At 65.1% G+C, this 22435-nt stretch carries 21 protein-coding genes and 1 pseudogene; 12 read left to right on the forward strand and 10 right to left on the reverse strand.

Going from position 1 to position 22435, the window contains the following annotated elements; all coding sequences use genetic code 11:
* Positions 1-33: 33 nt before the first annotated feature.
* Positions 34-1026, reverse strand: a pseudogene (locus tag ACAW63_RS10545) (cache and HAMP domain-containing protein); the annotation flags it as partial.
* 167 nt (positions 1027-1193) lie between these two features.
* A complete protein-coding gene (locus ACAW63_RS10550) occupies positions 1194-1394 on the reverse strand; it encodes a Flp family type IVb pilin (RefSeq protein WP_371233501.1) in 201 nt (66 codons plus the stop codon).
* Between the two features lie 362 nt (positions 1395-1756).
* Between ACAW63_RS10550 and cpaB the strand changes: the two genes are divergently transcribed.
* Genes cpaB through ACAW63_RS10595 form a run of 9 tightly spaced genes read left to right on the forward strand, consistent with a single transcriptional unit; the run spans position 1757 to position 11093 of the window.
* Positions 1757-2671: a Flp pilus assembly protein CpaB gene (gene cpaB, locus ACAW63_RS10555; protein ID WP_371233502.1), complete on the forward strand. Its 915-nt coding sequence runs from the start codon at positions 1757-1759 to the stop codon at positions 2669-2671.
* 15 nt (positions 2672-2686) lie between these two features.
* Entirely contained in the window at positions 2687-3919 is a 1233-nt protein-coding gene (locus ACAW63_RS10560; RefSeq protein WP_371233504.1) for a type II and III secretion system protein family protein, read from the forward strand.
* Between the two features lie 59 nt (positions 3920-3978).
* A complete protein-coding gene (gene tadZ, locus ACAW63_RS10565; RefSeq protein WP_371233505.1) occupies positions 3979-5163 on the forward strand; it encodes a type 4b pilus Flp biogenesis protein TadZ in 1185 nt (394 codons plus the stop codon).
* Positions 5160-6410, forward strand: coding sequence for a type 4b pilus Flp biogenesis ATPase TadA (gene tadA, locus ACAW63_RS10570; RefSeq protein WP_371233506.1), 1251 nt, complete (start codon positions 5160-5162; stop codon positions 6408-6410). Before tadZ ends, tadA begins: the two co-directional genes overlap by 4 nt.
* A complete protein-coding gene (locus ACAW63_RS10575; RefSeq protein WP_371233507.1) occupies positions 6407-7297 on the forward strand; it encodes a type II secretion system F family protein in 891 nt (296 codons plus the stop codon). Before tadA ends, ACAW63_RS10575 begins: the two co-directional genes overlap by 4 nt.
* A gap of 10 nt (positions 7298-7307) precedes the next feature.
* On the forward strand, positions 7308-8216 hold the full coding sequence (locus ACAW63_RS10580) for a type II secretion system F family protein (RefSeq protein WP_371233509.1): 909 nt from the start codon (positions 7308-7310) through the stop codon (positions 8214-8216).
* Positions 8213-9037, forward strand: coding sequence for a hypothetical protein (locus tag ACAW63_RS10585; RefSeq protein WP_371233511.1), 825 nt, complete (start codon positions 8213-8215; stop codon positions 9035-9037). Before ACAW63_RS10580 ends, ACAW63_RS10585 begins: the two co-directional genes overlap by 4 nt.
* Before the next feature lie 20 nt (positions 9038-9057).
* Positions 9058-9339 carry a DUF3613 domain-containing protein gene (locus tag ACAW63_RS10590; RefSeq protein ID WP_371233513.1) on the forward strand — a complete coding sequence of 94 codons (282 nt, stop codon included), beginning with the start codon at positions 9058-9060 and terminating at the stop codon, positions 9337-9339.
* A gap of 17 nt (positions 9340-9356) precedes the next feature.
* Positions 9357-11093, forward strand: a complete 1737-nt coding sequence (locus ACAW63_RS10595; protein WP_371233515.1) for a pilus assembly protein TadG-related protein — start codon at positions 9357-9359, stop codon at positions 11091-11093.
* A 15-nt stretch (positions 11094-11108) separates the two neighbouring features.
* Here ACAW63_RS10595 and ACAW63_RS10600 read toward each other — a convergent pair whose 3' ends face one another.
* Positions 11109-11933, reverse strand: coding sequence for a response regulator transcription factor (locus tag ACAW63_RS10600; RefSeq protein ID WP_371233516.1), 825 nt, complete (start codon positions 11931-11933; stop codon positions 11109-11111).
* A 148-nt stretch (positions 11934-12081) separates the two neighbouring features.
* Positions 12082-12561 carry a prepilin peptidase gene (locus tag ACAW63_RS10605; RefSeq protein WP_371233517.1) on the reverse strand — a complete coding sequence of 160 codons (480 nt, stop codon included), beginning with the start codon at positions 12559-12561 and terminating at the stop codon, positions 12082-12084.
* A 209-nt stretch (positions 12562-12770) separates the two neighbouring features.
* On the opposite strand from ACAW63_RS10605, the gene ACAW63_RS10610 reads away from it, so the two are divergent.
* Together ACAW63_RS10610 and ACAW63_RS10615 are read left to right on the forward strand one after the other, a co-directional pair.
* Positions 12771-13250, forward strand: a complete 480-nt coding sequence (locus ACAW63_RS10610; protein WP_371233519.1) for a TadE/TadG family type IV pilus assembly protein — start codon at positions 12771-12773, stop codon at positions 13248-13250.
* An 8-nt stretch (positions 13251-13258) separates the two neighbouring features.
* On the forward strand, positions 13259-16036 hold the full coding sequence (locus tag ACAW63_RS10615) for an ATP-binding protein (protein ID WP_371233521.1): 2778 nt from the start codon (positions 13259-13261) through the stop codon (positions 16034-16036).
* A gap of 176 nt (positions 16037-16212) precedes the next feature.
* On the opposite strand, the gene ACAW63_RS10620 is transcribed toward ACAW63_RS10615, so the two are convergent.
* From ACAW63_RS10620 to ACAW63_RS10630, 3 genes are all read right to left on the reverse strand, one after another.
* Positions 16213-17682: an inorganic phosphate transporter gene (locus tag ACAW63_RS10620; RefSeq protein ID WP_275610439.1), complete on the reverse strand. Its 1470-nt coding sequence runs from the start codon at positions 17680-17682 to the stop codon at positions 16213-16215.
* Positions 17683-17961: 279 nt separating this feature from the next.
* Entirely contained in the window at positions 17962-18183 is a 222-nt protein-coding gene (locus ACAW63_RS10625) for a hypothetical protein (protein WP_371233523.1), read from the reverse strand.
* A gap of 198 nt (positions 18184-18381) precedes the next feature.
* Positions 18382-19458: a sigma-54 interaction domain-containing protein gene (locus ACAW63_RS10630; RefSeq protein ID WP_371233525.1), complete on the reverse strand. Its 1077-nt coding sequence runs from the start codon at positions 19456-19458 to the stop codon at positions 18382-18384.
* A 225-nt stretch (positions 19459-19683) separates the two neighbouring features.
* Between ACAW63_RS10630 and ACAW63_RS10635 the strand changes: the two genes are divergently transcribed.
* Positions 19684-19989, forward strand: a complete 306-nt coding sequence (locus tag ACAW63_RS10635) for a PsiF family protein (RefSeq protein ID WP_371233527.1) — start codon at positions 19684-19686, stop codon at positions 19987-19989.
* Between the two features lie 263 nt (positions 19990-20252).
* Here ACAW63_RS10635 and ACAW63_RS10640 read toward each other — a convergent pair whose 3' ends face one another.
* The 3 genes from ACAW63_RS10640 to dmeF form a co-directional block, all read right to left on the reverse strand.
* A complete protein-coding gene (locus tag ACAW63_RS10640; protein ID WP_275610443.1) occupies positions 20253-20387 on the reverse strand; it encodes a hypothetical protein in 135 nt (44 codons plus the stop codon).
* A 78-nt stretch (positions 20388-20465) separates the two neighbouring features.
* Entirely contained in the window at positions 20466-21395 is a 930-nt protein-coding gene (locus ACAW63_RS10645) for a pseudouridine synthase (protein ID WP_371233529.1), read from the reverse strand.
* Between the two features lie 82 nt (positions 21396-21477).
* Positions 21478-22431: a CDF family Co(II)/Ni(II) efflux transporter DmeF gene (gene dmeF, locus ACAW63_RS10650; protein WP_371233531.1), complete on the reverse strand. Its 954-nt coding sequence runs from the start codon at positions 22429-22431 to the stop codon at positions 21478-21480.
* Positions 22432-22435 lie beyond the last annotated feature (4 nt).

Below are 22435 nucleotides of genomic sequence, written 5' to 3' on the forward strand. Positions count from 1 at the left end.
GAAGGCGTTGGCCAGCACGCCGAACTCGTCGTTGCTGGCGACCTTCAGGCGCTGGGTGAGGTCGCCGTCACCCTGGGCGATGTCCTGCATGGCACGGCCCATGTCGTTCAGCGGGGCCATCAGTACGCGGATCAGCATGCCCAGCAGAAGCAGGATGGCGGCGATGGCGATGATCGTGGCGATGATGGCCGAGGTGCGGAAGTCGCTGAGCATCGAATAGGCCGCGCTCTTGTCCAGCACCAGGGCGACGTACCAGGTCACGCCCGGCAGGCCTTTCACCGGGAACATGGATACCAGTTGCTCTTCGCCATCGAGGCTGACTTCCTGCACGCCGGTCTGTACCTTCGGGGCGCCCTGCGGGTAGATGTCGGAGAGGTTCTTGAAGATCTGCTGGCTGTCCGGGTGCAGCAGGATCTTGCCGGCGTCGCTGACCAGGAAGGCGTAGCCGTTACCGTCGAACTTCAGCGAGTTGATGATGGCGGTGATGGTTTCCAGCTTCATGTCGCCGGCGGCGACGCCGATCAGCTGGCCGTTGCGCATCACCGGCATGGACATGGCGAGGATCTGCTCGTTGGTGCCGGCGTCGAGGAAGGGCTCGGTGACGATCAGCCGGCCAGCGGCCACGGCATCCTTGTACCAGCCGCGCTGGCGCGGGTCATAGCCATCGGGCATCGGCGCATAGGGGCGCATGGTGAACACGCCGCTGGCGGCTTCGCCGAGGTAGACCGATTCGAAGTTCTTCTGCAACACCGCCTGCTCCAGCACGTGCTGGATGCGCTCGGGCGTCGGTTCGCCGTCGGCCAGTTGCGCGGCTTCGCTCTCCACCAGGTGGATGCGGCCTTCCAGCCAGCTCTGGATGTTGCTGGCGGTCAGGGTGCCGACCTCGGTCAGTTTGGAGTCGGTGGCGTCGTGGATCGCCTCGCGTTGGCGGAAGTCGTTGAAGAGGATGAAGCAGGCGAAGGCGAAGATGACCACGAGGGAGGCCGCCAGAAGAATCTTCTTGGCGAAGGACAGCGAGCGAAGCATCGGTAAAGCATCCTGCAGGTGGAACGAAGGGGTAGGCAGGATGTATCGGCGGGAAGTGGCGGAACTTTAGGCGGTGGACGATTTTTCCAGGCTCGACATGAAATACCCGCGAAGTTTTGCGGGTATTTCATGTTCTGTTTGTTGACCGCTCGGGCAATTATCAGGGATTACTTGGGAAGCTCACCGCTTATCTTGGTGAATACGCCACCGATATCAGTGCCAAGAGTTCTGGCCATTGCCACGATGGCTACCGCGATCAGGCCAGCAATTACCGCATATTCGATGGCGGTTGCACCTTCCCTGTCGGCAACGAAAGCTTTTGCCTTGCAGTACAGCTTCAGCGTCAGATCTTTGGTGTTCAGGTTCATCGTGATTGCTCCTAGCGGCACCACCGGGGCGACGCCCCGACTTCACCGTCAGGCTAGGCTCGGTATGGCGGAATGCAATTGATCAAATGGTGCTAATACCAAAGTTATAGTCATGGCGAAGTAGAACTATCTGAGGATTGGAATTTTCACACCGGCATTTGACGCTATTACCGCAGCAACTAAATTCTGCTTTGGAACAAGCAGGAACTAATTATGAGGAATGCTTCTTATCGAACTTCCTCGTCGGGCCGAAACAACAATAAGGGTCTGAAGGGCGTATACCGGCACTCCCGGTGTTGTGACTTCCGATCAGGCTGTGGACCACAGGTCCGCTCATCCCGATAACACGCAAGGATGTGGTCATGAATAGCAAGGTGCTGATGGTTTTCGCCGGGCTGTTGCTGTTGTGTGCTGGGGTTGTGGGTTATCTGGGATTGTCGATGGGGAAGCCGACGGCGCCGGTCGCAGGCGCCGTTCAGGAGGTCGCACCCGTTGCAATGGCTGAGGCGGACAAGCTGCAACGGACTCCTGTGGTGGTGGCGCGCCGCGATCTCGCGGCGCTGACGGTGATCGGCAAGGACGATCTGGCCATTGAGCTGCTGCACACCGCGCCAGAGGGTAGTTATCCCAAGCCTGAAGCCCTGATCGGTCAGCGCGTCTGGGTCGCGGTACCGGCCGGCAGCATTCTTTCCGCGGCGCTGATGGAGCCGGGCGGCCCACTGGCGCGGACCATCCGACCGGACGAGCGAGCCATGGCCATCGCGGTGGATGAGGTGATTGGCGGTGGTGGCTTCGTGCTGCCCGGCGATTACGTCGACGTGATGCTCTTCGTGAAGGATCAGCAGGGTACTGATCGCGTTATCAGTGCCCAGGTCGTGCTGCCCGGCGTGCGCGTCCTGACCTACGGTGAGCAGATCGCCGTCGCCAATGACGGCCAGGCCCGCAACGGCGGTGACCCGAAGGACAAGACCCCGCGCCCGCCGCGCACCGCTGTGCTGGCCGTGCCGGCCGAGGCGGCCTCGCGCCTGATGCTCGCCAGCCAGGCCGGCTCGCTGCGCCTGGCGGTGCGCAGCAAGGACGAGAACCTCTACGAGAAGGAGCAGCAGGGGCGCTATATACAGGCATCGCTGAATGCGTCCGGCAGCCAGCCGATCACCCTCGAACAATTGCTCGGCAAGGCCCGCTCTGCGCCGGTCGCACGCCAGGTTTCGGCGCCGGAGGTGAGTTCGGGCATCGTGGTCTATCGCGGTACCGCCGTCACCCGTGAAGCACATTGAGCAAGGAGTGCATCGATGTCCAAGCGCTTCATTCTGTCGCTGGCCGCGCTTCTGGCCTGTGCCGTCCACTCCGCCGCGCAGGCGGTGCCGAGCGCCTGTGCCGGTTTCGCCGGCCAGCAACTGAATCTCGACGTCCAGCAGGGCGCCCAGCTCGACCAGCAACTGCCGGTGCCGATCAAGCGACTGGCCATTGGCGATCCGAACATTGCCGACGTGCAGGTGGTCGACAAGCGTGACTTCCTCGTCACCGGCAAGGCCGAGGGCCTGACCAGCCTGTTGATCTGGACCCCCTGCAGCGACCAGCCGATGAGCAGCGTGGTGCGCGTCGGTTCGCGGGCAATCGCCGATGCGGGAGGGGCGCCAGGCAACCTTGCCGCCGGCCTGTCCAATCAGGTGCAGACTGACATCCGCTTCGTCGAGGTCAGCCGCAGCAAACTCAAGCAGGCCAGCACCTCCCTGGTGCGGCGGGGTTCCAATACCTTCGTGCTGGGATCTCCGGGCAGCCTGGGGAACCTGACGGTCGATCCCATTGGCAATCTGGATGGCACCTTCGGCAATGCCAATGGCGGTTTCAACATCATCTGGGGTGGCGGCAGCAGCAAATGGCTGGGCTTCATCAATGCCCTGGAGGGCAGCGGATTCGCCTATACCCTGGCGCGTCCGAGCCTGGTGGCGACCAGCGGGCAGAGCGCCTCGTTCCTGGCCGGCGGCGAGTTCCCCATTCCGGTGCCCAATGGCGATAACGACACCATCACCATCCAGTACAAGGAGTTCGGTGTTCGTCTGACCCTGACGCCCACGGTGATGAGCGACAGGCGCATCGCCCTGAAGGTGGCACCTGAGGTCAGCGAGCTGGACTTCTCCAGTGGCATCCGCACCAACGACATCGCGGTGCCGGCGCTGACCGTGCGGCGCACCGACACCAGCGTGATGCTGGCCGACGGCGAGAGCTTCGTGATCAGTGGGCTGATCAGCAGCAGCACCATCAGCAACATCGACAAGTTCCCCTTCCTCGGCAACATCCCGGTGATCGGTGCGCTGTTCCGCTCCTCGAGCCTGGACAAGGACGACCGTGAGCTGTTGATGATCGTCACGCCGCACCTGGTCCAGCCGTTGGCGGCCACCGCCTCGCTGCCGACGCTGCCGGGCGAGGGCCTGCGCAAGTACGACCCGGGTTTCGGCGAATTCTATTTCCTCGAAGACGGCCGTTTCGATCAGCGCAAGGCCAGCAGCGGGATGTCGCGCTGATGGACACCTATGACGCGGCATCCCGCCAGAAAACGGGCCGCAGGGAAGGGAGCGACAGCATGAGTCAGACATTCGTCGCACTGGTACAGCATCCCGGCGAGCAGGAGTGGCTTCAGAGCAGCCTGGCCAGCTGCGGGCAAGTGGTGGTGGCCAACAGCGGAACCCTGGAAGAGCTGCTGGCGCTGCTCGATGTCACCGGCGCCAGCGTCCTGTTCACCAGCCTGAACAAGGCCAACCTGGTGGCGCAGAGTTCGCTGGTCGAGGGGCTGGTGTCGGCCCGTCCGCTGCTCTCGGTGGTGGCGGTAGGCGATGGCCTGGACAACCAGCTGGTTCTGGCGGCGATGCGCGCCGGTGCCCGCGATTTCGTCACCTATGGTGCCCGCGCCAGCGAGTTGAGCGGTCTGATCCGCCGCCTGGGCGGCCGCTTGCCCAGCGTGCCGGTGAGCGCCGCGCGGCAGGGGGAGCTGGTGAGCCTGGTGAGCGCACGGCCGGACGCCGATGGCGCCTTCGTGGCGCTGCACCTGGCCCTGGCGCTGCAACGCCAGGCGGATAACCGCGTGTTGCTGGTGGACATCGGCCAGCCCACCGGCGAGGCGCTGGCGATCCTCGGCATGGAGTCGGCCTTCAGCTTTGCCGATGCCATGCGCAACCTGCGCCGTCTCGACCAGACGCTGATCGACAGTGCCTTCACTCGCCATGACTCCGGGCTGCGCATCCTCAGCCTGTCGGACGAGCCGGGCATCCTGGAGCGAGTCACCACCGCCGAGCTCTATCTGCTGCTGGGCAACCTGCGCAGTGCCTTCACCCATGTGCTGGTCAACCTCACCGGCGTCGCCGAGGGCGAGCTCAGCAGCCAGTTGCTGGGCCAGGCCAATCGCGTTCTCTGGCTGGTGGACCAGAGCGTGCCGTCCTGCAAGAAGGGGCTGGAGCGCCTGCGCCGGTTGCGCGAGCGCAGTTCCACGCTGCCGCGCATCGAGTTGCTGATCGAGCGCTACTGGCCGTCCGTGCCGCCGGATTCGGCGGCCCTGGGCAAGATGTTCGGCCTGGAACTGTTCGGCGTGCTGCCAGCCTCGCCGGAGGCGCGCCTGCGGGCGAAGAACATCGGCCAAAGCCTGTTCGAGCTGTCGCCGCGAGACCCGCTGACCGTGAAGCTGCGCGACCTGGCGGATAACCTGGGGGCGAACATTGGTGAACGGCCCAGACGCTTCGCCTGGCTCGGTTGGCCGAAGGCGGTGCGGCCATGAGCTACGGCAGCGACGGTGGTTTTTCCGGGCGCCATGACCAGGACCTGCAAGCGCTGAAAATGCGCCTGCACCGCTACATCATCGACGAGATCGACGAAGACGGCATGAACCTGCTGGAAGGCGCCCGCCCGGCAGTGGCCCAGTACGTCTCGGAAAAAGTGAGCGAATACGCCGCGCGCCGCCAGCTGGCAATATCCCGCTACGAGCTCGACCGCCTCGCCGAAGAGGTGGTGGATGAGCTGACCGGCTTCGGCCCGCTGGAAATCCTGCTGCGCGACCCGAACATCTCGGAAATCCTGGTCAACGGCCCCGACCGGGTCTTCGTCGAGCACGGTGGTCGGCTGTACCAGAGCGACCTGCGCTTCATCGACGATCACCATGTGCAGCGGGTGATCCAGCGCATCCTTGCGCCGTTGGGCCGGCGCCTGGACGAGTCCAGCCCGATGGTCGATGCGCGCCTGCCCGACGGCAGCCGGGTCAACGCGATCATCCCGCCGGTGGCGCTGGACGGGCCCTGCCTTTCCATCCGTAAGTTCAGCAAGGAACTGCTCAAGAGCGCCGACCTGCTGGGCTACCAGAGTGTCGACGAACCGATGCTGGCTTTCCTTCGCGAGGCGGTGGAAAACCGCTGCAACATCCTCATCAGCGGCGGCACCGGCACCGGCAAGACCACGTTGCTCAACGTGATGAGCAGCTTCATCGACGAGCGCGAACGCATCGTCACCATCGAGGACACCGCCGAGCTGCAACTGGGCCACAACCACGTGGTGCGCCTGGAAACCCGGCCGCCGAACGCCGAGGGCTTCGGCGAGGTCACCGCCCGCGAGCTGATCCGCAACGCCCTGCGGATGCGCCCGGACCGCATCATCCTCGGTGAGATCCGAGGCGTGGAAGTGCTCGACGTCCTGCAGGCCATGAACACCGGCCACGACGGCTCGATGAGCACCGTGCACGCCAACTCCGCCATGGACTCGCTGCTGCGCCTGGAGATGCTGGTCGGCCTGACCGGCCAGCGAGTGCCGGAGCAGACCCTGCGGCAGATGCTCTGCTCGGCGCTGGACATCATCGTGCAGATCACCCGCCTGGCCAGCGGCCGTCGTTGCATCAGCGAGATCATCGAAGTGCTGGAGGTGCGTGACGGGGTGTATGTCACCAACTCCCTGTTCAAGCTCGACCGCCGGGGCAGCGGACAGTTCGTCCGCACTGCCCAGCCGGGCGGGCTGAAGTTCCGCCAGGTGGTGGTATGAGCGGTGCCCTGTTGCTGGCCGCGGTCAGCCTGGTGCTGGCTCTCTTTGGCCTGCTGACCGGCATCATGGCCTGGCGCACTCGGCACAACGAGCAGGTGCTGCAGCGCCTGAGCGGCAGCGGCGCGCTGCCGGCGGAGACGGCGCGCGGCCGCAGCAGCCACTGGCTGGCGCGGCGCATGCGTCGCGCGGGTGTTGCCGACATGCGCCGCTGGCTGCTGTGTTTCGGCGTGGCGGCGCTGCTGATGGGGTTGCTCGGTGCCCGCCTGGGCGGTGCGCCTGGTGCGCTGGGCGCCGTGGTGCTGGCGCTGGCCGGCGGACATGTGCTGCTCAACGTGCTGTACCAGCGGCGTCTGAAACGGATGATCCGGCAGATGCCCAACTTCCTCGACCAGGTGGTGCGCAGCCTGCATTCGGGGCGGACCCTGGGCGACGCCATCGCTCAGGCGGTGAATGCGTCGGACGACCCGCTGCGAGAGGTCTTCGCCCTGGCGACCAACCATGTGCAGCTCGGCATCAGCCTGCCTGAAGCCCTGCAGGAAGTGGCGGAGCTCTATGACCAGGAGGAGCTCCACGTGTTTTCCCTTGGCGTGGCGGTGAACCACCGCTATGGCGGCAATACCACCGACCTGCTGGAAAACATCATCAAGGTCATCCACGAGCGGGAGAAACTCAGTCGCCAGCTGCACGCCATGACCGGGGAGACCCGCCTGAGCGCCCTGGTGCTGGCAGTCCTGCCGGTAAGCCTGGGGGCCTACATCCTGTTCACCAATCCCGGCTATCTGATGAACATGTGGCTCGACAGCAGCGGACGCTGGCTGCTGTTGACCTCCCTCGGACTGCAGGTGCTGGGCTGCTACACGCTCTGGCGCATGCTCAAGAGCATCTAGGAGGCGGGCAATGCCGATGACCTATGGTCTGCTCGTAGTAATCCTGGTCCTGGCTGCGGCGCTGGTGGCCTTGTCGCAGAGCCGCGCCGCCGGCCGCGAGCAGCGCCTGATCGAACAGCGCCTGGGCAGCGGCCCCTTGCCGCGCGCCGGCGGACGGCTTCTGGTCGGTTTGCTGGGGCGTGTGGGCGGCAGTGGGTTGGCGCAGCGGCTGCAATTGCGTGACCACGAGGTGCGCATCCTGCTGGAGCAGGCAGGCTGGAGCGGCAGTACACCGCGCAGCATCTACCTGATGTCATTGCTGCTATGCCCGTTGTTGCTGGTGGGGCTGGCGCTGGCCGTCAGCATGATGCCCAAACCGTTATTCGAATCACCGTTGCTGCCGGTGGTCTTCGCCGCGGGAGTCGGATTCCTCCTGCCCAAACGTGTGCTGGCGCATTTCGCCAGCAAGCGCCGCGAGCGCCTGGCGGAGGAAGTGATCGTGTTCATCCAGTTGATCCGCATCCTGTTCGACTCCGGCCTGACGGTGGAGCAAGGCCTGCGGGTGGTACGCCAGGAAGGGCAGAACATCGTGCCGGTGCTGGCCGAGGAACTGGAAACCGTGCTGGCGCATATCGATAGCGGCCTGGATCTGGCCGACGAGCTGGAGCTGCTCAACAAGCGCCTGGCCGTGAGCGAACTCAGCGACTGCTGCAACGTGCTGCGCCAGATGGTGCGCCAGGGGGGCAGTGCGCGCAGCTCGCTGCTGACGCTCAAGCAACTGTTCGAGGACCGCCGGCTGACCCGCTTGCAGGAAAAGGTCAGCAAGCTGTCGGCGAAGATGAGCCTGGTGATGATGCTGCTGCTGTTCCCGGCACTGTTGATCATCCTCGCCGGGCCGGGGTTCATCGCGATTACCAAGGCATTGGGGGGCATGAAATGAGAAACGCAGTCGCAGTCGGTCTGCTGAGCCTGACGCTGGGCGGTTGCGCCAACCTCGGCACGCTGGGTGGCGGTCCAGTCGGCCAGGCATGCAGCGAGCACTTGCCGCAAGCGGTGGAGTTGCAGCTCAACCTGGTGCGGGAAATGCTCGACCAGGGCCGCGCCCACGCCGCCCTGGCCAATCTGGAAACCCTGCCGCAGGACTCGCTGGACGTGCGCGAGAGCAAGGCACTGGCGCTGCGGCGTATCGGCAGTCCGTTGGCGCGGACCGAGTACCAGGCATTGCTGGGCACTTGCAAGGCCGGCGAGGCGCACCATGGCCTGGGCCTGATCGCCATGCGCAACGGCAACCGCATCGAGGCCGAGCGCGAGCTGCGTGAGGCGGCGCGGCTGCAGCCGACCGACAGCGACTTCCGCAACGACCTGGGCGTGGTGCTGCTGGAGCGCGGCGATCGCAGCGGCGCGCGCTTCGAGTTCATCACCGCGCTGGAGCTCAGCGAGGGCGGCAAGCTGCCGGCCACCAACCTGCTCAGCCTGATGTACCTGGAGGGCGAGAACACCCAGGCCGAGGGGCTGATCCAGCGTACCGGTCTGTCCACCGATGATGTGCGCGAGGCCCATGAACGCGCCGATTCGTTGCGCTCGTCGAGCTCCTCGCCCCTGCCGGCGGAGAGCCTCAGCCGTCAACAGCCAGCGCCCGTCACTGAACCGGTCGATGCCGTTGTGCAGGTCCGGACCTCGGTCGTCGATATCGATCCCGTGACCCAGGATCACACCACTGCCGCGGCGCGGGACGCCGGGCTGCTGGTCAAGGCCCGCTGAGGCGGGCGAGGAGGAGGAGGATGAAGGCATGGATTTTTGCCGGCACGCTGCTGGCCGCTCCGTTGCTGACGCAGGCGGTGGAGGCTCCGGCGGCACAACCCGGCACCGTCGAGCGCGATCAACAGGAGGTGCTGACCTGGCTGGACCTGCAGCGCAGCGGGCGCGCCGCATCGCCCTACCCACAGAGCGCCACGGCGGCTGAGCGTGACCGCGCCTACCAGCGCTACCTGAAGAGCTATACCCGCGAAATACCCGAATACCTGCTCGACGACAACAACGATTTCAGCACCGGGAAGAATTGATTCTTCGGGAGCGGATCATGGGACGCGAACGGCAACGGGGCGCGATCGGCATCATGGCGGCGGGAACGCTGCTGCTGGCGCTGGTTTGCCTGGCGCTGGTGATCGACACCGGGCGCCTGTACTACGAGCAGCGCAAATTGCAGCGGGTCGCCGACATGGCGGCATTGGAGGCGGCTGGGCAGAGTGGGATGTGCGCCCCTCCGCAAAGTACCAATGGGCAAGGAACCAACCCCCGGGACTTTGCTCTCTCCAGTGCGGCTGCGAACGGCTTTGTGCCCGCCTCTGCGGATGATCTGGTTACGAAGGTGGGCAGCATTACTTTCGATGATGAGTATGGTGACAAGGCGCGCCGTGTCTTCACGGAGGGCGGCGCAGACCTGGACTCGGTGAAGGTCGATGTCGCCCGTACCGTTCCCTCCAGCCTGATACTCAATGTCGCCAGCCTATTCAGCGGCGCGAAGGCGGAAACCCGCCTCAGCGCCGAGGCGGTAGCGCGCCGCACGGCGATGGCTGGAATATCGGCAGGGACTACCCTGGCCACACTCGACGACCAGCAGGCCGGGTTGCTCAATAACCTGCTCAATGCGCTGCTGGGCAGCAACCTCTCGCTGAATGCGGTGGGCTACCGTGGGTTGGCCAATGCCAATGTCGACCTGCTCGGGCTCTCGGACCAGATGCGTGCCCTAGGCGTCAACGTGGCCGCCGGCTCCGTGGATTCCTTGCTGGGTGCGCAGGCCAGCCTCGCCCAGTTGCTGGGGGCGACCGTCAATGCCATCGATCCTTCGCAGGTCGCCAACCTGGATACCGGGGTATTGGGACAGCAATTGCTCGGGGCTGGTGTCAAGTCAGCTGCCGTCACGTTGGGCAGCGTGCTATCGGTCGATGCTCCCACCTCGGTGCGGGACCAGGCGCTGAAGGGCTCGGTGAATGCCCTCGATCTGATCACTGCACTGGCCTTCGTCGCCAACCGGCAGCATGCCGTAACCCTGAACACCGGTGTGAATCTCGGTGGCCTGGCTTCGGCCAAGATCCAGCTCTGGATCGTCGAGCCGCCGCAGATCGCCTTCGGCTACCCCGGCAAGGACAGCAACGGCCAGTGGCGTACGCAGGTCCGCACGGCCGCGCTGCGTGCCAACGTCACGGGTACCGTGAGTCTGCCGGCGGTGCTCAGCATCGACCTGGGACTGGCGCTGGATGTGGCGCAGGGAACGGCGGCGCTGGACAGCATTGCCTGCGCAGGCGTGGGGAAACCGGTGAATGTCACCGTCCAGGCGTTTCCGGGGATTGCTCAGCTGTATCTGGGGACTTTCTCCAACCTGCAATCGGGGACTCCAATCACTCCGATCAAGGTCACCGTATTGAAAGTGTTGGGCCTGGGAATGGGGCTCGCGGAGGCTGACGTGTCTGGCAAAGCGGTCGTAGGGGGTGTGGATGCCGAAACCCTGACCTATACGGTCACGCAACCCTCCGACTTGCCGAGTCAGCCTCAGACTGCCACGAGCAAGTTGAGCGACTCGCTGAGCAATGCCTTGAGTGACCTCAGCTCGTCCCTGGAGGTGACGACGTATCTGGCCGGTGCAAAGGTACCGCTGGCGTGGCTGGTCACAGATGTGCTCCAGCTTCTGGTTCCGGCCATCTCCGCACTGGGAAGCATGGTCTTGGACCCGTTGCTGCAGCTTCTGGGTGTAGGTCTGGGAACCATTGACGTGCGCCTGATCGACCTCCAGACCAGTGGCACGGATCTACTGATCTGAAGGTTCGTGTCGCGTTCAGTGCACCGCGCTGCTGTGCGACGCGCTGGGGGAGAGCGCCAGGGCCAGCTGGGTGCGGTTGTGCATGTGCATCAGCCGTAGCACCTGGGACACGTAGAGTTTCACGGTGTTTTCGGTAATGCCCAGATCGTAGGCGATCTGGTAGTTGGTCAGGCCCTTGCTGACCAGCCGCGCCACCGCTTGCTGGCGCGGCGAGAGCTTGTTGAACAGCGGGTTGTTCACCACCGGCGCGATCTGTTCGGCATTGTTCGCCTGGCGTTCCGGCGCTTCGGGCTGCTCCTGCTTGAGGACGCTGGACGGCTGTCCGCCGCCATGTACCTCGTACTTGATCTTGTGGATATCCCGCGAGATCGAGTTGAGCGACTCGGCCAGGTACTCCAGGCGCTGGTTCACATGGCTCAGGCTGAGCTGACTGCGGATGCGCTCGTGCAGGCGCGCTTCCAGGCGTTCCAGACCATTGAGCAGGTCCAGCGGCGCGACCGGCTTCTGGTAGTAGTCGGCGACGCCGACGCGCATCGCTTCGATCACTTCCTGGCTGCCCTGCTGGCCGGTGAGGATGATGGTTTCGAAGAAGCGCCCGCCGCCGGCGATCTCCTTGAGCGCCTCGACCACGCGGATGCCGTTGTCCCGCCCCAGGCCCAGGTCGCAGATCACCAGCCCGATCGCGCTGTCGTCGCGAAACTTCTGCAGAGCGCTGTCCTTGCTGTCGCTGATGACGCAGCGGTAGCCGCTGTTTTCCAGAAGTTCGGAAAGTTCGGCGGTGACCTGGGGTTCATCGTCGATGACCAGCACGCTGAAGCGCCGATTGGCCGGTTTGTCCATGACTGCACGCTCCTTGCAAAGGCAAAACACATTGTTCTTGTCGTCCGGCTTTTGGATTTCCGTAGCCGGCTTCTACATCAGGTGACGGATGGTATTAACCCATAGCATATAGTCGTTAAGTCCGGGGGCCGCCATGTGAAGAAATTGTTCAGTGGGAAAAAGGGATATACGCCAACAGTCCGGCGAACAGGGAGAATATAAAGGGGAACGACTTGGATCTTGAAGGTAACAGTCTCGCTAATTGCGTTTGGTAATTAATCTTGAGCCAATCCGAACCCATCATAAGTTTGCTGGCGAACATCAGTGCCAGGCTGATCAGGCTCGCCAGTGCGAGCACGTAGAGCAGCAAAAGCGGATCGCTGGCGAGGGCGAGGGCGACCAGGGCCTTGACGTCGGCGGCGCCCAGTTTGCCCAGCAGGTAGCCCGGCACGCTCAGCACCAGTGCCAGGAGGGTTGCCGCCAGGGCGGCCGGCGGCGAGTGGCCGGTCAGCGTGTGGCCAGTGATCAGCAGGAAGGCCGCAGCGATCAGGGCACCGCCCAGGGTCAGCAGGTTGCTCACGCGCAGGCGTGTCAGGTCCTGGTAGGCACACACCGCGAACCAGCCCAGCAGCAGGAGTTTGACCAGCATCGGAAGCGTCCCTGTTCACACGAAAGAATTAATGCCTTATGGCGGGAATGTCTCTTCGCCAGCAGCATCTAGTATTAATCAATCAGTGCCGGACTTCGCCATAAGTTTCTTCAGGATTCTTTCGCGCAGCCGACTAACTGAACGGTCAATCAAATATCGAAAACCTGAGCGACCCATCGATTATCGAAGTTATTCGAGGAGTGCCGCGGATGAAAGGATTCGGCAGTTTTCAGATGCAACGCGGAGCGGTGGCGATCGAGTTCGCTGGGGTTTTCGTGCTGTTCTTCGCGGTGCTCTACGGTTTGCTCGGTTATTGCGTGCCACTCTTGATGCTGCAGGCCTTCAATGACGCCGCCGCGTCAGGGGCGCGCATTGCCATTTCGGTCAATCCGCAGGCCGACAATTATGAAACCCTGTTGCATCAGGTGGTGACGGATGAGGTGGACAAGCGCCTGGCCTGGATGCCGGATGCCTGGCACCAGGGCTGCTATGGCGGCTCGTACCTGGAGGATGCACCGCTGCCCACCGAGACGATAGGCGAAGAGGAGCGCGTCTACACCCGTATCAACGTGTGTGTCAGCTATCCCTACACGGCTTCGCCCATCGTGCCGCTGCTCACCTTGCCGGGCATCGGTACCATCCCGCATCTGCCAGACGTTCTCAAGGGCCAGGCCAGCCTGTTGTTCTAAGGATCGCCATGTTCGATTTCTTCCGCTCGCTGACCGGCTCGCAGGATGACGAGCCGCCGGAGCCTGCGCCCAATCGTCCCCTGGCCGCACGGCAGCGTCCGGCGTTGACGGCCGAGGCGGTGGCGCCGACGACTGCCGCGGCGCACTGGGACATCTGGCTGGAGCTGGACGGCCGCGACCGGGTGGTGGCCCGTGGAGGCCGGCAGGTGCACCGGCTGCTGACGCCCTCCGACGGCACGGAGGCGCCGGCGCTGGGCGACTACCTGGAGCGCCGCGTGCCCGGCAGCATGCCGCTGACGGGGTTGCGTGGCGGCGAGCGGGTCGATCTGGTGCTGCGCAGCAGCGGCGACCTGCCGCTGGTGTGCCGTTTCCAGGCGGTGTTGCAGGCCGACGAGCACTGCCTGTTGCTGGGCACCGATATCTCCGACCTGAACTGGCAGTCCGACAGCCAGCAGCACAAGCTGCAATGCCTGAACCTCAGCAAGTTGCTGCTGGCGCGCTTGCGGCACAGCTCGCAGCGGCGCCTGGGCGATGCGGTGGGCGAGGTGCTGGAGTCCTTCTGTGGCGCCTTCCAGATGCGCTCCATGGCGTTGCTGCTGGAATCGGTCGACAGCGTGCTGAAGGTCTTCGCCTGCCACGTCCAGCCGGGGTTCGACAGCCTGATGCGCGAGGGCCTGACGCTGCCCGATGGCGAACTGCGACAGGCCTCCGGCGCCTACCTGCTGGAGGCGGGCGCGGGTCATTCCGAACTGTTGCGGACGCTCTGCTGCGACTGCCTGTACCTGGTGCCGGCGCCGGTCCGTGGCGGACGCCTGGCCGGGCTGCTGGCCGAGCCCGCGGGGCCGGGCGGCGCCCCCCAGGGGCCGACGCCCAGCGACTGGCAGTACCTGGCGGAAATCCTCGCCAACCTGGTGCATGAACGTTCCGAGCTGCACAGCCTGCGCGACAGCAGTCGGCGTCTGAGCCTTTTGCAGGACATGGTCGGCGGTGGCTGGTGGCGGATGCGCCTGGAGGACGAGGTGTTCGAGCTGTCGCCGGCCGTGGCGGCATGCCTGGGGCTCGGCGCCGGGCAGGGTGAACTGGCCCTGGCCGACCTGCTGGCCATGCTGCACCCGGCCGACGCCGATGAGCTTCGCCTGCGTCTGCGCAACCTGCAGCCCGGCGCTCGCCTGGTGCAGGACCTGCGCCTGCGCGGCCAGGCGCCTGCGCAGGCGCGCCGCTGGCTGCGCCTGCAAGGCCGGATGCAGGCGCGGGCCGGCGACCAGATGATGGATGGCGTGCTGCTGGACATCAGCGAGGGCAAGCAGCAGGAGGAGCAGGCGTTGGCGGCCCATGCCCGGCTGCGCAACCTGATCGACAGTGCGCCGGTGGTGATCTATGTGCAGCGGGTGGAGGAAGGGCACCTGATTCCCGAGTTCTACAGCGAGAGCGCCGGCAACCTGCTGGGTCTCGACCTGCAGGGGCAGAACTGGCAGGCGCTGGCCGAACGGGTGCACCCGGAGGACCTGGAGATCTTCCTCGCCCGTGGTCGCGAGTTGTTGCGCGAGGGCAGGGTGCGTACCGAATACCGCCTGCGCGATGCCGCCGGCGAGTGGCACTGGTTGTACGACGAGGCCAAGCTGCTGCGCGATATCCAGGGCATCCCGCAGGAGGCGGTTGGCCTCTGGCTGGACGTCACCGAGCAGCATCTGGCGGCGCTGCAGATCGCCGAAAGCGAAGAGCGCTACCGGGTGCTGGTGGAGGACTCGCCGGCGCTGATCTGCCGTTACGCCCCGGACCTCACCCTGACCTTCATCAACCACACCTTCGCCCAGGTGCTGGGCGAGCCGGTGGAGGCGCTGCTGGGCCGGCGCCTGGACGAGTGGTTGTCCGCCCAGGATTGCAGCGCTCTGCGCGCCCGCCTGGTCGGCGGGGCGCAGGCGACCAGTGACGACTCCTGGGAATTGCGCTTCTCGCTGCCCGGCCAGCGCAACCTCTGGCTGGTCTGGGCGGACCGCCCCTTGCTGGACGCCGACGGGCAGTTGCTGGAGGTGCAGGCGGTCGGGCGCGACAACACCGCCGTGCGCCGTGCCCAGCAGCAGCTGGCGCAGGGCGCGAAGATGGCCAGCCTGGGCGAGATGGTCAGCGGCATGACCCACGAGATGAAGCAGCCCCTGCACGTGATGCGCATGGCGCTGTACAACGCCCGTCAGCGCCTGGCCGACGCCGACTACCTGAAGGACAAGATCGAGCGCGCGGACGCGCAGATCGACCGCCTGTCCCGAGTGGTCGCCCACATGGGCGTGTTCAGCCGCACCTCCGAGCTGGAGATGTCGTCCTTCGATCCCTTCGCGGCCTGCGAAGGCGCGCTGGAGCTACTGGGCGAGAGCCTGACGCAGCAGGGCATCCTGCTGGAGTGCCGGCCACCGCCGCAGCGGGTGGTGGTCCATGGCTTCGCCGATCAGCTGGAGCAGGTGCTGATCAACCTGCTGGCCAACGCGCGCGATGCGCTGCTCGGGCGGGACGGCGAGGGCGCGCGCTGGATCGGCCTGTCGCAGGAGCCCTGTGCCGATGCGGGATGGGTCGAGCTGCATGTGCGGGATAACGCCGGCGGCATCGATGAAGCCCTGATGGAGCGGATCTTCGAGCCGTTCTTCACCACCAAGCCGATCGGCAAGGGCACGGGCCTGGGGTTGTCGGTGAGCCATGACCTGATCCGCAACATGGGCGGCAGCCTGTCGGTGGACAACCACAAGGGCGGGGCGCGCTTCCGGGTGCGCTTGCCGCTGCGGCCGGCGGCCGACTGAGCGATCGGCACCCGTTGCGCCGGATAGGTAGGACTGCCCTGTAGGAGCGAGCTTGCTCGCGAACCGTCCGAGCATCGGAACCATTGGAAAACATCGTTCGCGAGCAAGCTCGCTCCTACGAAAACGCAAAAAAAACGCCTGCGGATGCAGGCGTTCTTCCTGGGGGCGGGCCCGGCTCAGATGAGCTTCGAGGTGAGCCAGAACAGACCGGCGGCCAGACCCATCGAGGCGGGCAGGGTGAGCACCCAGGCCATGATGATGTTGCGTACCGTGCTGCCTTGCAGGCCGCTGCGGTTGGCCACCATGGTGCCGGCCACACCCGAGGACAGCACGTGGGTGGTGGAAACCGGCAGGCTGTAGATGTTGGCCAGGCCGATGGCGGCGGTGGCGGTGAGCTGGGCGCTGATGCCCTGGGCGTAGGTCATGCCCTGCTTGCCGATCTTCTCGCCGACGGTGAGTACCACGCGCTTCCAGCCGACCATCGTACCGATACCCAGGGCCAGGGCGACGGCGATGATCACCCAGAACGGTGCGTATTCGGTGGTGCTGGTCAGGTCCTTGCGCAGCTTCTCCAGGTCCGCCTTCTCGCGGGCCGGCAGCTCGGACAGCTTGCCGACCTTCTTCGCGGTGTCGTCCAGGCACAGCAGGTAGCGGCGTACCTGTACGCGGGCATCGTTGCTCAGGTCGGTGTAGCTGGAAACGCCGCGCAGGTCGGTCAGCAGGCCATTGAGGGTGGCTTCGGTCTGCTTCGGCTCGCAGCGGTACAGGTCCGGCATGTCGGCCTCATTGGCCTTGCCCAGGGCCAGCATCTCGCCGAGGGTCTCGGAGTGGCGCTGGTAGAACTGCTGCAGGTGGGTGGCGGCGTCACGGGTACGCTCGATCTGGTAGGTGGTGCTGTTCAGGTCGAGAACGAACTGGGCCGGCACGATGCCGATCAGCACCAGCATGATCAGGCCGATGCCTTTCTGGCCGTCGTTGGAGCCGTGCACGAAGCTCACGGTCATGGCGGAGATCACCAGCACCAGGCGGTTCCAGAACGGCGGATGCTTCTTCTCGTCGACGTCGCGGCGGGTTTCCGGGGTCTTGTGCATCTTCGACAGCGGATACATCCACTTCAGGCCGATCAGCAGCGCGGCGGCGACCAGGAAGCCGGCCAGCGGCGAGAAGATCAGCGACAGGCCGATGTCGATCGCCTTGCCCCAGTTGATCCCGTCGGCCAGCGGTATGTCGGTGAGCAGCGCGTTGGCCAGGCCCACACCGAGGATCGAGCCGATCAGGGTGTGCGAGCTGGAGGCGGGGATGCCGAAGTACCAGGTGCCGAGGTTCCAGGTGATGGCGGCGGCGAGCAGCGAGAACACCATGACCAGGCCGTGGCCGGTGTTCACGTTGATCAGCAGTTCCACCGGCAGCAGGTGGACGATCGCGTAGGCGACGCCGACGCCACCGAGCAATACGCCGAGGAAGTTGAAGATGCCGGAGAGGATCACCGCGCGGTAGGGCGACATGGCCTTGGTGTAGATGACCGTGGCCACCGCGTTGGCGGTGTCGTGGAAGCCGTTGATGAACTCGAAGGCGAGTACGAACGCCAGTGCCAGAACCAGGCTGACACCTACCCAGATATCGAGTCCGCTGAAGAGATCGAACATGAAATTTCTATGACCGGTCGGAGACGGGGCGGCGATTATGCCAGAAGCAATGAGTACCGTATTTAGCCTGAAACGGTTTCTCGAATTCGCGCGACGCCACGCCGCACGCTGCTTTCAGACAGGGTGGAAAAAACTTGCAATGCTTCCACGCCGGGCCGCCGGCCCATCTGATGAATGTTTGAGGTCAGTACCGGACTCCCCCACGGAGCCCATCCCACCCGCAAGCTGCGGCAAAAAGTCTGCCTGGCCGGCCTGGCGGAGGAACCTTCGTACCCGGACCTACGGTTTAGGGGAAGCGGCTTCCTGTTCCTTTTTCAGTCGTTGTTCTTCGATCTTTTCCAGCTCCCGGTCGAAGGCCTGGTCGAGCAGGTTGCGGCGCTTGCGCCACGGCTTTCGTTCGGGGTCCGGCTGGGCGGCATAGAGAGTGACTTCGCCGCCGTATACATCCTTGTAGCGTTGCTCCTGGCGCTCCAGTTCCGCGCGCAGTTCGTCTTTGGTCACGATGTGTCCTGATGACAGAGAGAATTCGTTGCCGGCGGACGCCCTGCCTGGACGCCGCTCCAGGCAGTGTAGACGCTGGGCGTTACATAGCCGGGAGGACCGGAAACGGCGCGGATTATAACCTTTCGCGAGGGGGACTCGCGCCGATACTGCCGACGGACGGCGTCAGGGCAGTAACGGCGCGGGTTGCGGGAGGGCTCAGGCGGTGCGGCTGAGATTCAGCTCGCCGATCTTCTCCAGCCGCGCGCGGACGATGTTGCGGCTGATGCCCAGCAGGCGGCCGGTCTGCAGCTGGTTACCATGGCAGAAGTGGTAGGCGGTGCGGAACAGCACTTCCTCGATGTGCTCGTAGAGGTCGGGCTTGTTGCTTTCGAACAGCTCCAGCAGTGCCTGCTCCAGTGTGGCCTCGACGCGCGGGGCGAGGGCGTGGGGGATGTGCTCCTGGCGCAGCAGGTCGTGGCGCGGCGACGACGGCAGCTCGGCCAGTTGCAGGTCGCCCGGCTGCACCTGCTGGTTGCGGCATACCAGCAGCGCATGGTGGATGGCGTTTTCCAATTCACGGATGTTGCCCGGCCAGCTGTGGCCGAGCAGCTTGCGTTCGGCTTCGGGGCTGAGGGAGGCGCGGTTGTAGCCCAGGCGCTGGCAGTGTTCTTCGAGGAAGAATTCGGCCAGCGGCAGGATGTCGCCGGGGCGCTCGCGCAGCGGCGGCAGGCGAATGGTGGCGACGTGCAGGCGGTAGAACAGGTCCTCGCGGAAGTGTCCGGCGACCACTGCGTCGGCCAGGTTGACGTTGGTCGCGGCGACCACCCGCACGTTGATCGGCACCGGTGTGCGCGAACCCAGGCGCACCACCTCGCGCTCCTGCAGCACGCGCAGCAGCTTGACCTGCATGTTCAGCGGCAGGTCGCCGATCTCGTCGAGGAACAGGGTGCCGCCGTTGGCGGCCTCGAACCAGCCGGCCTTGCTGCTGGTGGCGCCGGTGTAGGCGCCTTTCTCGTGGCCGAACAGTTCGCTCTCCACCAGCGTCTCGGAGAAGGCGCCGCAGTTCACCGCGACGAAGGGCGCGGCGCTGCGCCGGCTGAGCTTGTGGATATGCCGGGCGACCAGCTCCTTGCCGGTGCCGGTTTCGCCGATGATCAGGGCGTTGGCCTCGCTGGGCGCGAGGCGTTCGATCCGGTTGAGCAACTCCTGCGAGCGCGGATCCTTGAACACCAGCACCGTGGCGCGGACCGACTTGGTTTGCTCGCGGGCATTGGGGAGGGTCAAGAGCGACATGGCAGGCTTCCTGGCGTACCGGATGAATGGGCAACGCCATACTGCGTCATTTTTGTTATTTCAAAAAATTATTAATTAGAATTTATATATAACTTAAATATTCTGGTGGGCAGCAACGGCCCCTGCACCATTCATGATTCTGCCCGGGGTTCCACGCTGTCCGGAGTCGCCAATGCGAGGGCGCAGGCTACGCTGAGAAGGCAAACCATCCCAGGAGACCACTCCATGACCACCGTTCGCGTTCCGCTGCTGGCACTGGCTCTGCTGTTTTCGGTGCAGGGCTTCGCCGCTACCGCCGCCCAGACCGCGCAGCAGGAAAAGATGAAGACCTGTAACGCCGATGCCACCACCAAGGCCCTCAAGGGCGATGAGCGCAAGGCGTTCATGAGCAAATGCCTTTCGGCCGGGAGTGATGCCAAGGCGATGACGCCTCAGCAGGAGAAGATGAAGACCTGTAATGCCGACGCGACCGCCAAGGCCCTCAAGGGCGACGAGCGCAAGGCGTTCATGAGTACGTGTCTGAAGAAGTGAGGATGGGGCGCGGCAGTGCCGCGTGATTTGCTGGAAGGGCAGCCTTGGGCTGCCCTTTTTCGTGTCTGACGCTTCTGCAGGTTCGCGAGCAAGCTCGCTCCTACAGGCAGATCTAACTTCGGTGTGCTTTTCGTAGGAGCGAGCTTGCTCGCGAACCCATCTGCTTGGTCAGATGCCGGAAAACACCAGCCAGGCGCTGATCAGGGCGTAGGCCACGATCGTTGCATCGACCCGCAGGCCGGGCGAAAAACGCCGGGACCGGTTCATTTCCTGGCCACCGCGGACCAGTAGCCCTGGGCATTGCGGAACGGCTGGCGAGCCATCTGCTCGGGGCGGGTGATGCCATCGGCGAGCAGGGCGTTGACGAGGGCGGAAAAGGACTTGGCGCTGTAGCTCATGTTCGGCTCCTGATGCTTTCTCTCCATTGGGTGGAGCCATGAAAACATCGGGGCCACTATCGACGGAAATGGATAGCCTTAAGGGTGACCATCGATGAAATTGATGGAAGGCCAGGACAGCTCCAGCTGGCTTTCGAAGCGACGCGGCTCGCCCGTGAGCGGATCGATGAAGTCCAGCCGGCGGGCCAGCAGCTTCAGCGGCTTCTCGTAGTCTTCCGGCGGGCGCTCGTCGCGTGGCGGCAGGGTGGGGTAGAGCGGGTCGAAGCACAGCGCCGCGCCGAGGGCCGACATGTGCATGCGCAACTGGTGGCGCTTGCCGGTCACCGGATGCAAGCCATAGCGCCATAGCGCGCCGCGCCGCTCCAGCACCTCGATGCGCGTTTCGCTGTTGGGCGCGCCGTCCACTTCCTGCATCAGGATGAACGGATCGCCATCCACCATCCGCGATTTGCGCACTTGGGGAAACGCCAGCTGCGGCAGTGCCGGGGCGATGGCCTCGTACATCTTGTCGATGCGCCGCTCGCGGAACAGCGCCTGGTAGGCGGCGCGGCTGTCGGGGTTGGCGGAGAGCAGCACCAGCCCGGCGGTAAGCCGGTCGATGCGGTGCAGCGGCACCAGCAGCGGGTTGTCCAGGCGCCTGGCCAGGCGCGCGAGCAGGGTCTGCTCGACATACTGGCCGGAGGGCGTCACCGGCAGGAAATGCGGCTTGTCCGCTACCACCAGGTGCTCGTCGGCGTACAGGACCGACTCCTGGAACGGCACCGGCGTCTCCTGCGGTACTTCGCGGAAGTAGTGGATGCGCAAGGCTTCGCGATAGGGATGCTGCGGGCCGATGGGCTGGCCGTCGCTGTCCAGCACCTTGCCGCGCGCCATGCGGTCCAGCCAGGTATCGCGGCTGATCGCCGGGAAGCGCGCGCACAGGCAATCCAGCACGGTCGCCCAGGGGCCGGCGGGCAGGTGCAGGGTGCTGGCGCGTTGCTGGGCGGCGGAGAAGCGGGAGCTGGACATCGGAAGCGGCGACCGGGGTTCGACAAGCCGTGCATTAGGCCGCAGCCGTGCGCCGGTCGTCAAAGCGGCGCGACTTCCGGTGTCAGGCCGCGACGGGGTTGATCTCCACCGTAACGTGCACCAGTTCCTCGTGCACCTGCAGGCGCCGGCGCACCAGTTCGGGCGTCAGGTCGCCGGCGGTGGCCAGGCTGAGGATGCAGGCGTAGCGCGACTTGCCCACGCGCCACAGGTGCAGGTCGGTGATGCGCGCCGGCTGCGGCAGTTCGGCGACCACCTCGCGGATTTCCTCCACCACCGGATCGTTCATTTCCGCGTCCAGCAGCACCCGGCTGCTCTGCTTGAGCAGGCCGATCGACCAGGCCGCCACCAGCGCGGCGCCGACGATGCCCATCAGCGGGTCGAGCCAGGCCGCGCCCCAGAACATGCCGCCGATCAGCGCGACGATGGCGGCCACCGAGGTGGCGGCGTCGGCGATCACGTGCAGGTAGGCGGCACGCAGGTTGAGGTCATGGCCATGGTCGTGATGATGGTCGTGCCCATGGTGATGGTGGTCATGATCATGGTGGTCATGGTGATGGTGCTCGCCGCGCAGCAGCCAGGCGCAGACCAGGTTCACCAGCAGGCCGAGCGCGGCGATGGCGATGGCCTGCTCGTAGTGGATCGGCGTGGGGGCGAGCAGGCGCGCCACCGATTCGAACAGCATCAGCCCGGCCACGCCCAGCAGCAGGATGGCGCTGGTGTAGCTGGCCAGCACCTCGATCTTGAAGGTGCCGAAGGCGAAGCGCGCATCGCCCTTGAAGCGCCGCGCCGCCACATAGGCGAAGAACGCCAGGCCCAGCGCCAGGGCATGGGAACTCATGTGCCAGCCGTCGGCGAGCAGTGCCATGGAGTTGAAGATCCAGCCGCCGGCGATCTCCACTACCATCATCACGACGGTCAGCAGCGCGGCCCGCAGGGTGTTGCGTTCGGCCAGGGGATTGCCTTCGTGGAACTGGTGATCGTGCCGGCCGTCTTGCGGCTGCGCCATGTGCTGCATGATG

The organism is Pseudomonas sp. QE6 (assembly GCF_041379005.1).
GTDB lineage: Bacteria > Pseudomonadota > Gammaproteobacteria > Pseudomonadales > Pseudomonadaceae > Pseudomonas.

Bases quoted from the DNA above. Each gene is read 5' to 3' on its own strand.
- dmeF (WP_371233531.1), bottom strand. From the start codon at position 22,431: ATGCAGCACATGGCGCAGCCGCAAGACGGCCGGCACGATCACCAGTTC.
- ACAW63_RS10605 (WP_371233517.1), bottom strand. From the start codon at position 12,561: ATGCTGGTCAAACTCCTGCTGCTGGGCTGGTTCGCGGTGTGTGCCTAC.
- ACAW63_RS10580 (WP_371233509.1), top strand. From the start codon at position 7,308: ATGCCGATGACCTATGGTCTGCTCGTAGTAATCCTGGTCCTGGCTGCG.
- cpaB (WP_371233502.1), top strand. From the start codon at position 1,757: ATGAATAGCAAGGTGCTGATGGTTTTCGCCGGGCTGTTGCTGTTGTGT.
- ACAW63_RS10640 (WP_275610443.1), bottom strand. From the start codon at position 20,387: ATGAGCTACAGCGCCAAGTCCTTTTCCGCCCTCGTCAACGCCCTGCTC.
- ACAW63_RS10585 (WP_371233511.1), top strand. From the start codon at position 8,213: ATGAGAAACGCAGTCGCAGTCGGTCTGCTGAGCCTGACGCTGGGCGGT.
- ACAW63_RS10590 (WP_371233513.1), top strand. From the start codon at position 9,058: ATGAAGGCATGGATTTTTGCCGGCACGCTGCTGGCCGCTCCGTTGCTG.
- ACAW63_RS10575 (WP_371233507.1), top strand. From the start codon at position 6,407: ATGAGCGGTGCCCTGTTGCTGGCCGCGGTCAGCCTGGTGCTGGCTCTC.
- ACAW63_RS10620 (WP_275610439.1), bottom strand. From the start codon at position 17,682: ATGTTCGATCTCTTCAGCGGACTCGATATCTGGGTAGGTGTCAGCCTG.
- ACAW63_RS10645 (WP_371233529.1), bottom strand. From the start codon at position 21,395: ATGTCCAGCTCCCGCTTCTCCGCCGCCCAGCAACGCGCCAGCACCCTG.
- ACAW63_RS10550 (WP_371233501.1), bottom strand. From the start codon at position 1,394: ATGAACCTGAACACCAAAGATCTGACGCTGAAGCTGTACTGCAAGGCA.
- tadA (WP_371233506.1), top strand. From the start codon at position 5,160: ATGAGCTACGGCAGCGACGGTGGTTTTTCCGGGCGCCATGACCAGGAC.
- ACAW63_RS10560 (WP_371233504.1), top strand. From the start codon at position 2,687: ATGTCCAAGCGCTTCATTCTGTCGCTGGCCGCGCTTCTGGCCTGTGCC.
- ACAW63_RS10595 (WP_371233515.1), top strand. From the start codon at position 9,357: ATGGGACGCGAACGGCAACGGGGCGCGATCGGCATCATGGCGGCGGGA.
- ACAW63_RS10600 (WP_371233516.1), bottom strand. From the start codon at position 11,933: ATGGACAAACCGGCCAATCGGCGCTTCAGCGTGCTGGTCATCGACGAT.
- ACAW63_RS10610 (WP_371233519.1), top strand. From the start codon at position 12,771: ATGAAAGGATTCGGCAGTTTTCAGATGCAACGCGGAGCGGTGGCGATC.
- ACAW63_RS10630 (WP_371233525.1), bottom strand. From the start codon at position 19,458: ATGTCGCTCTTGACCCTCCCCAATGCCCGCGAGCAAACCAAGTCGGTC.
- ACAW63_RS10615 (WP_371233521.1), top strand. From the start codon at position 13,259: ATGTTCGATTTCTTCCGCTCGCTGACCGGCTCGCAGGATGACGAGCCG.
- ACAW63_RS10635 (WP_371233527.1), top strand. From the start codon at position 19,684: ATGACCACCGTTCGCGTTCCGCTGCTGGCACTGGCTCTGCTGTTTTCG.
- tadZ (WP_371233505.1), top strand. From the start codon at position 3,979: ATGAGTCAGACATTCGTCGCACTGGTACAGCATCCCGGCGAGCAGGAG.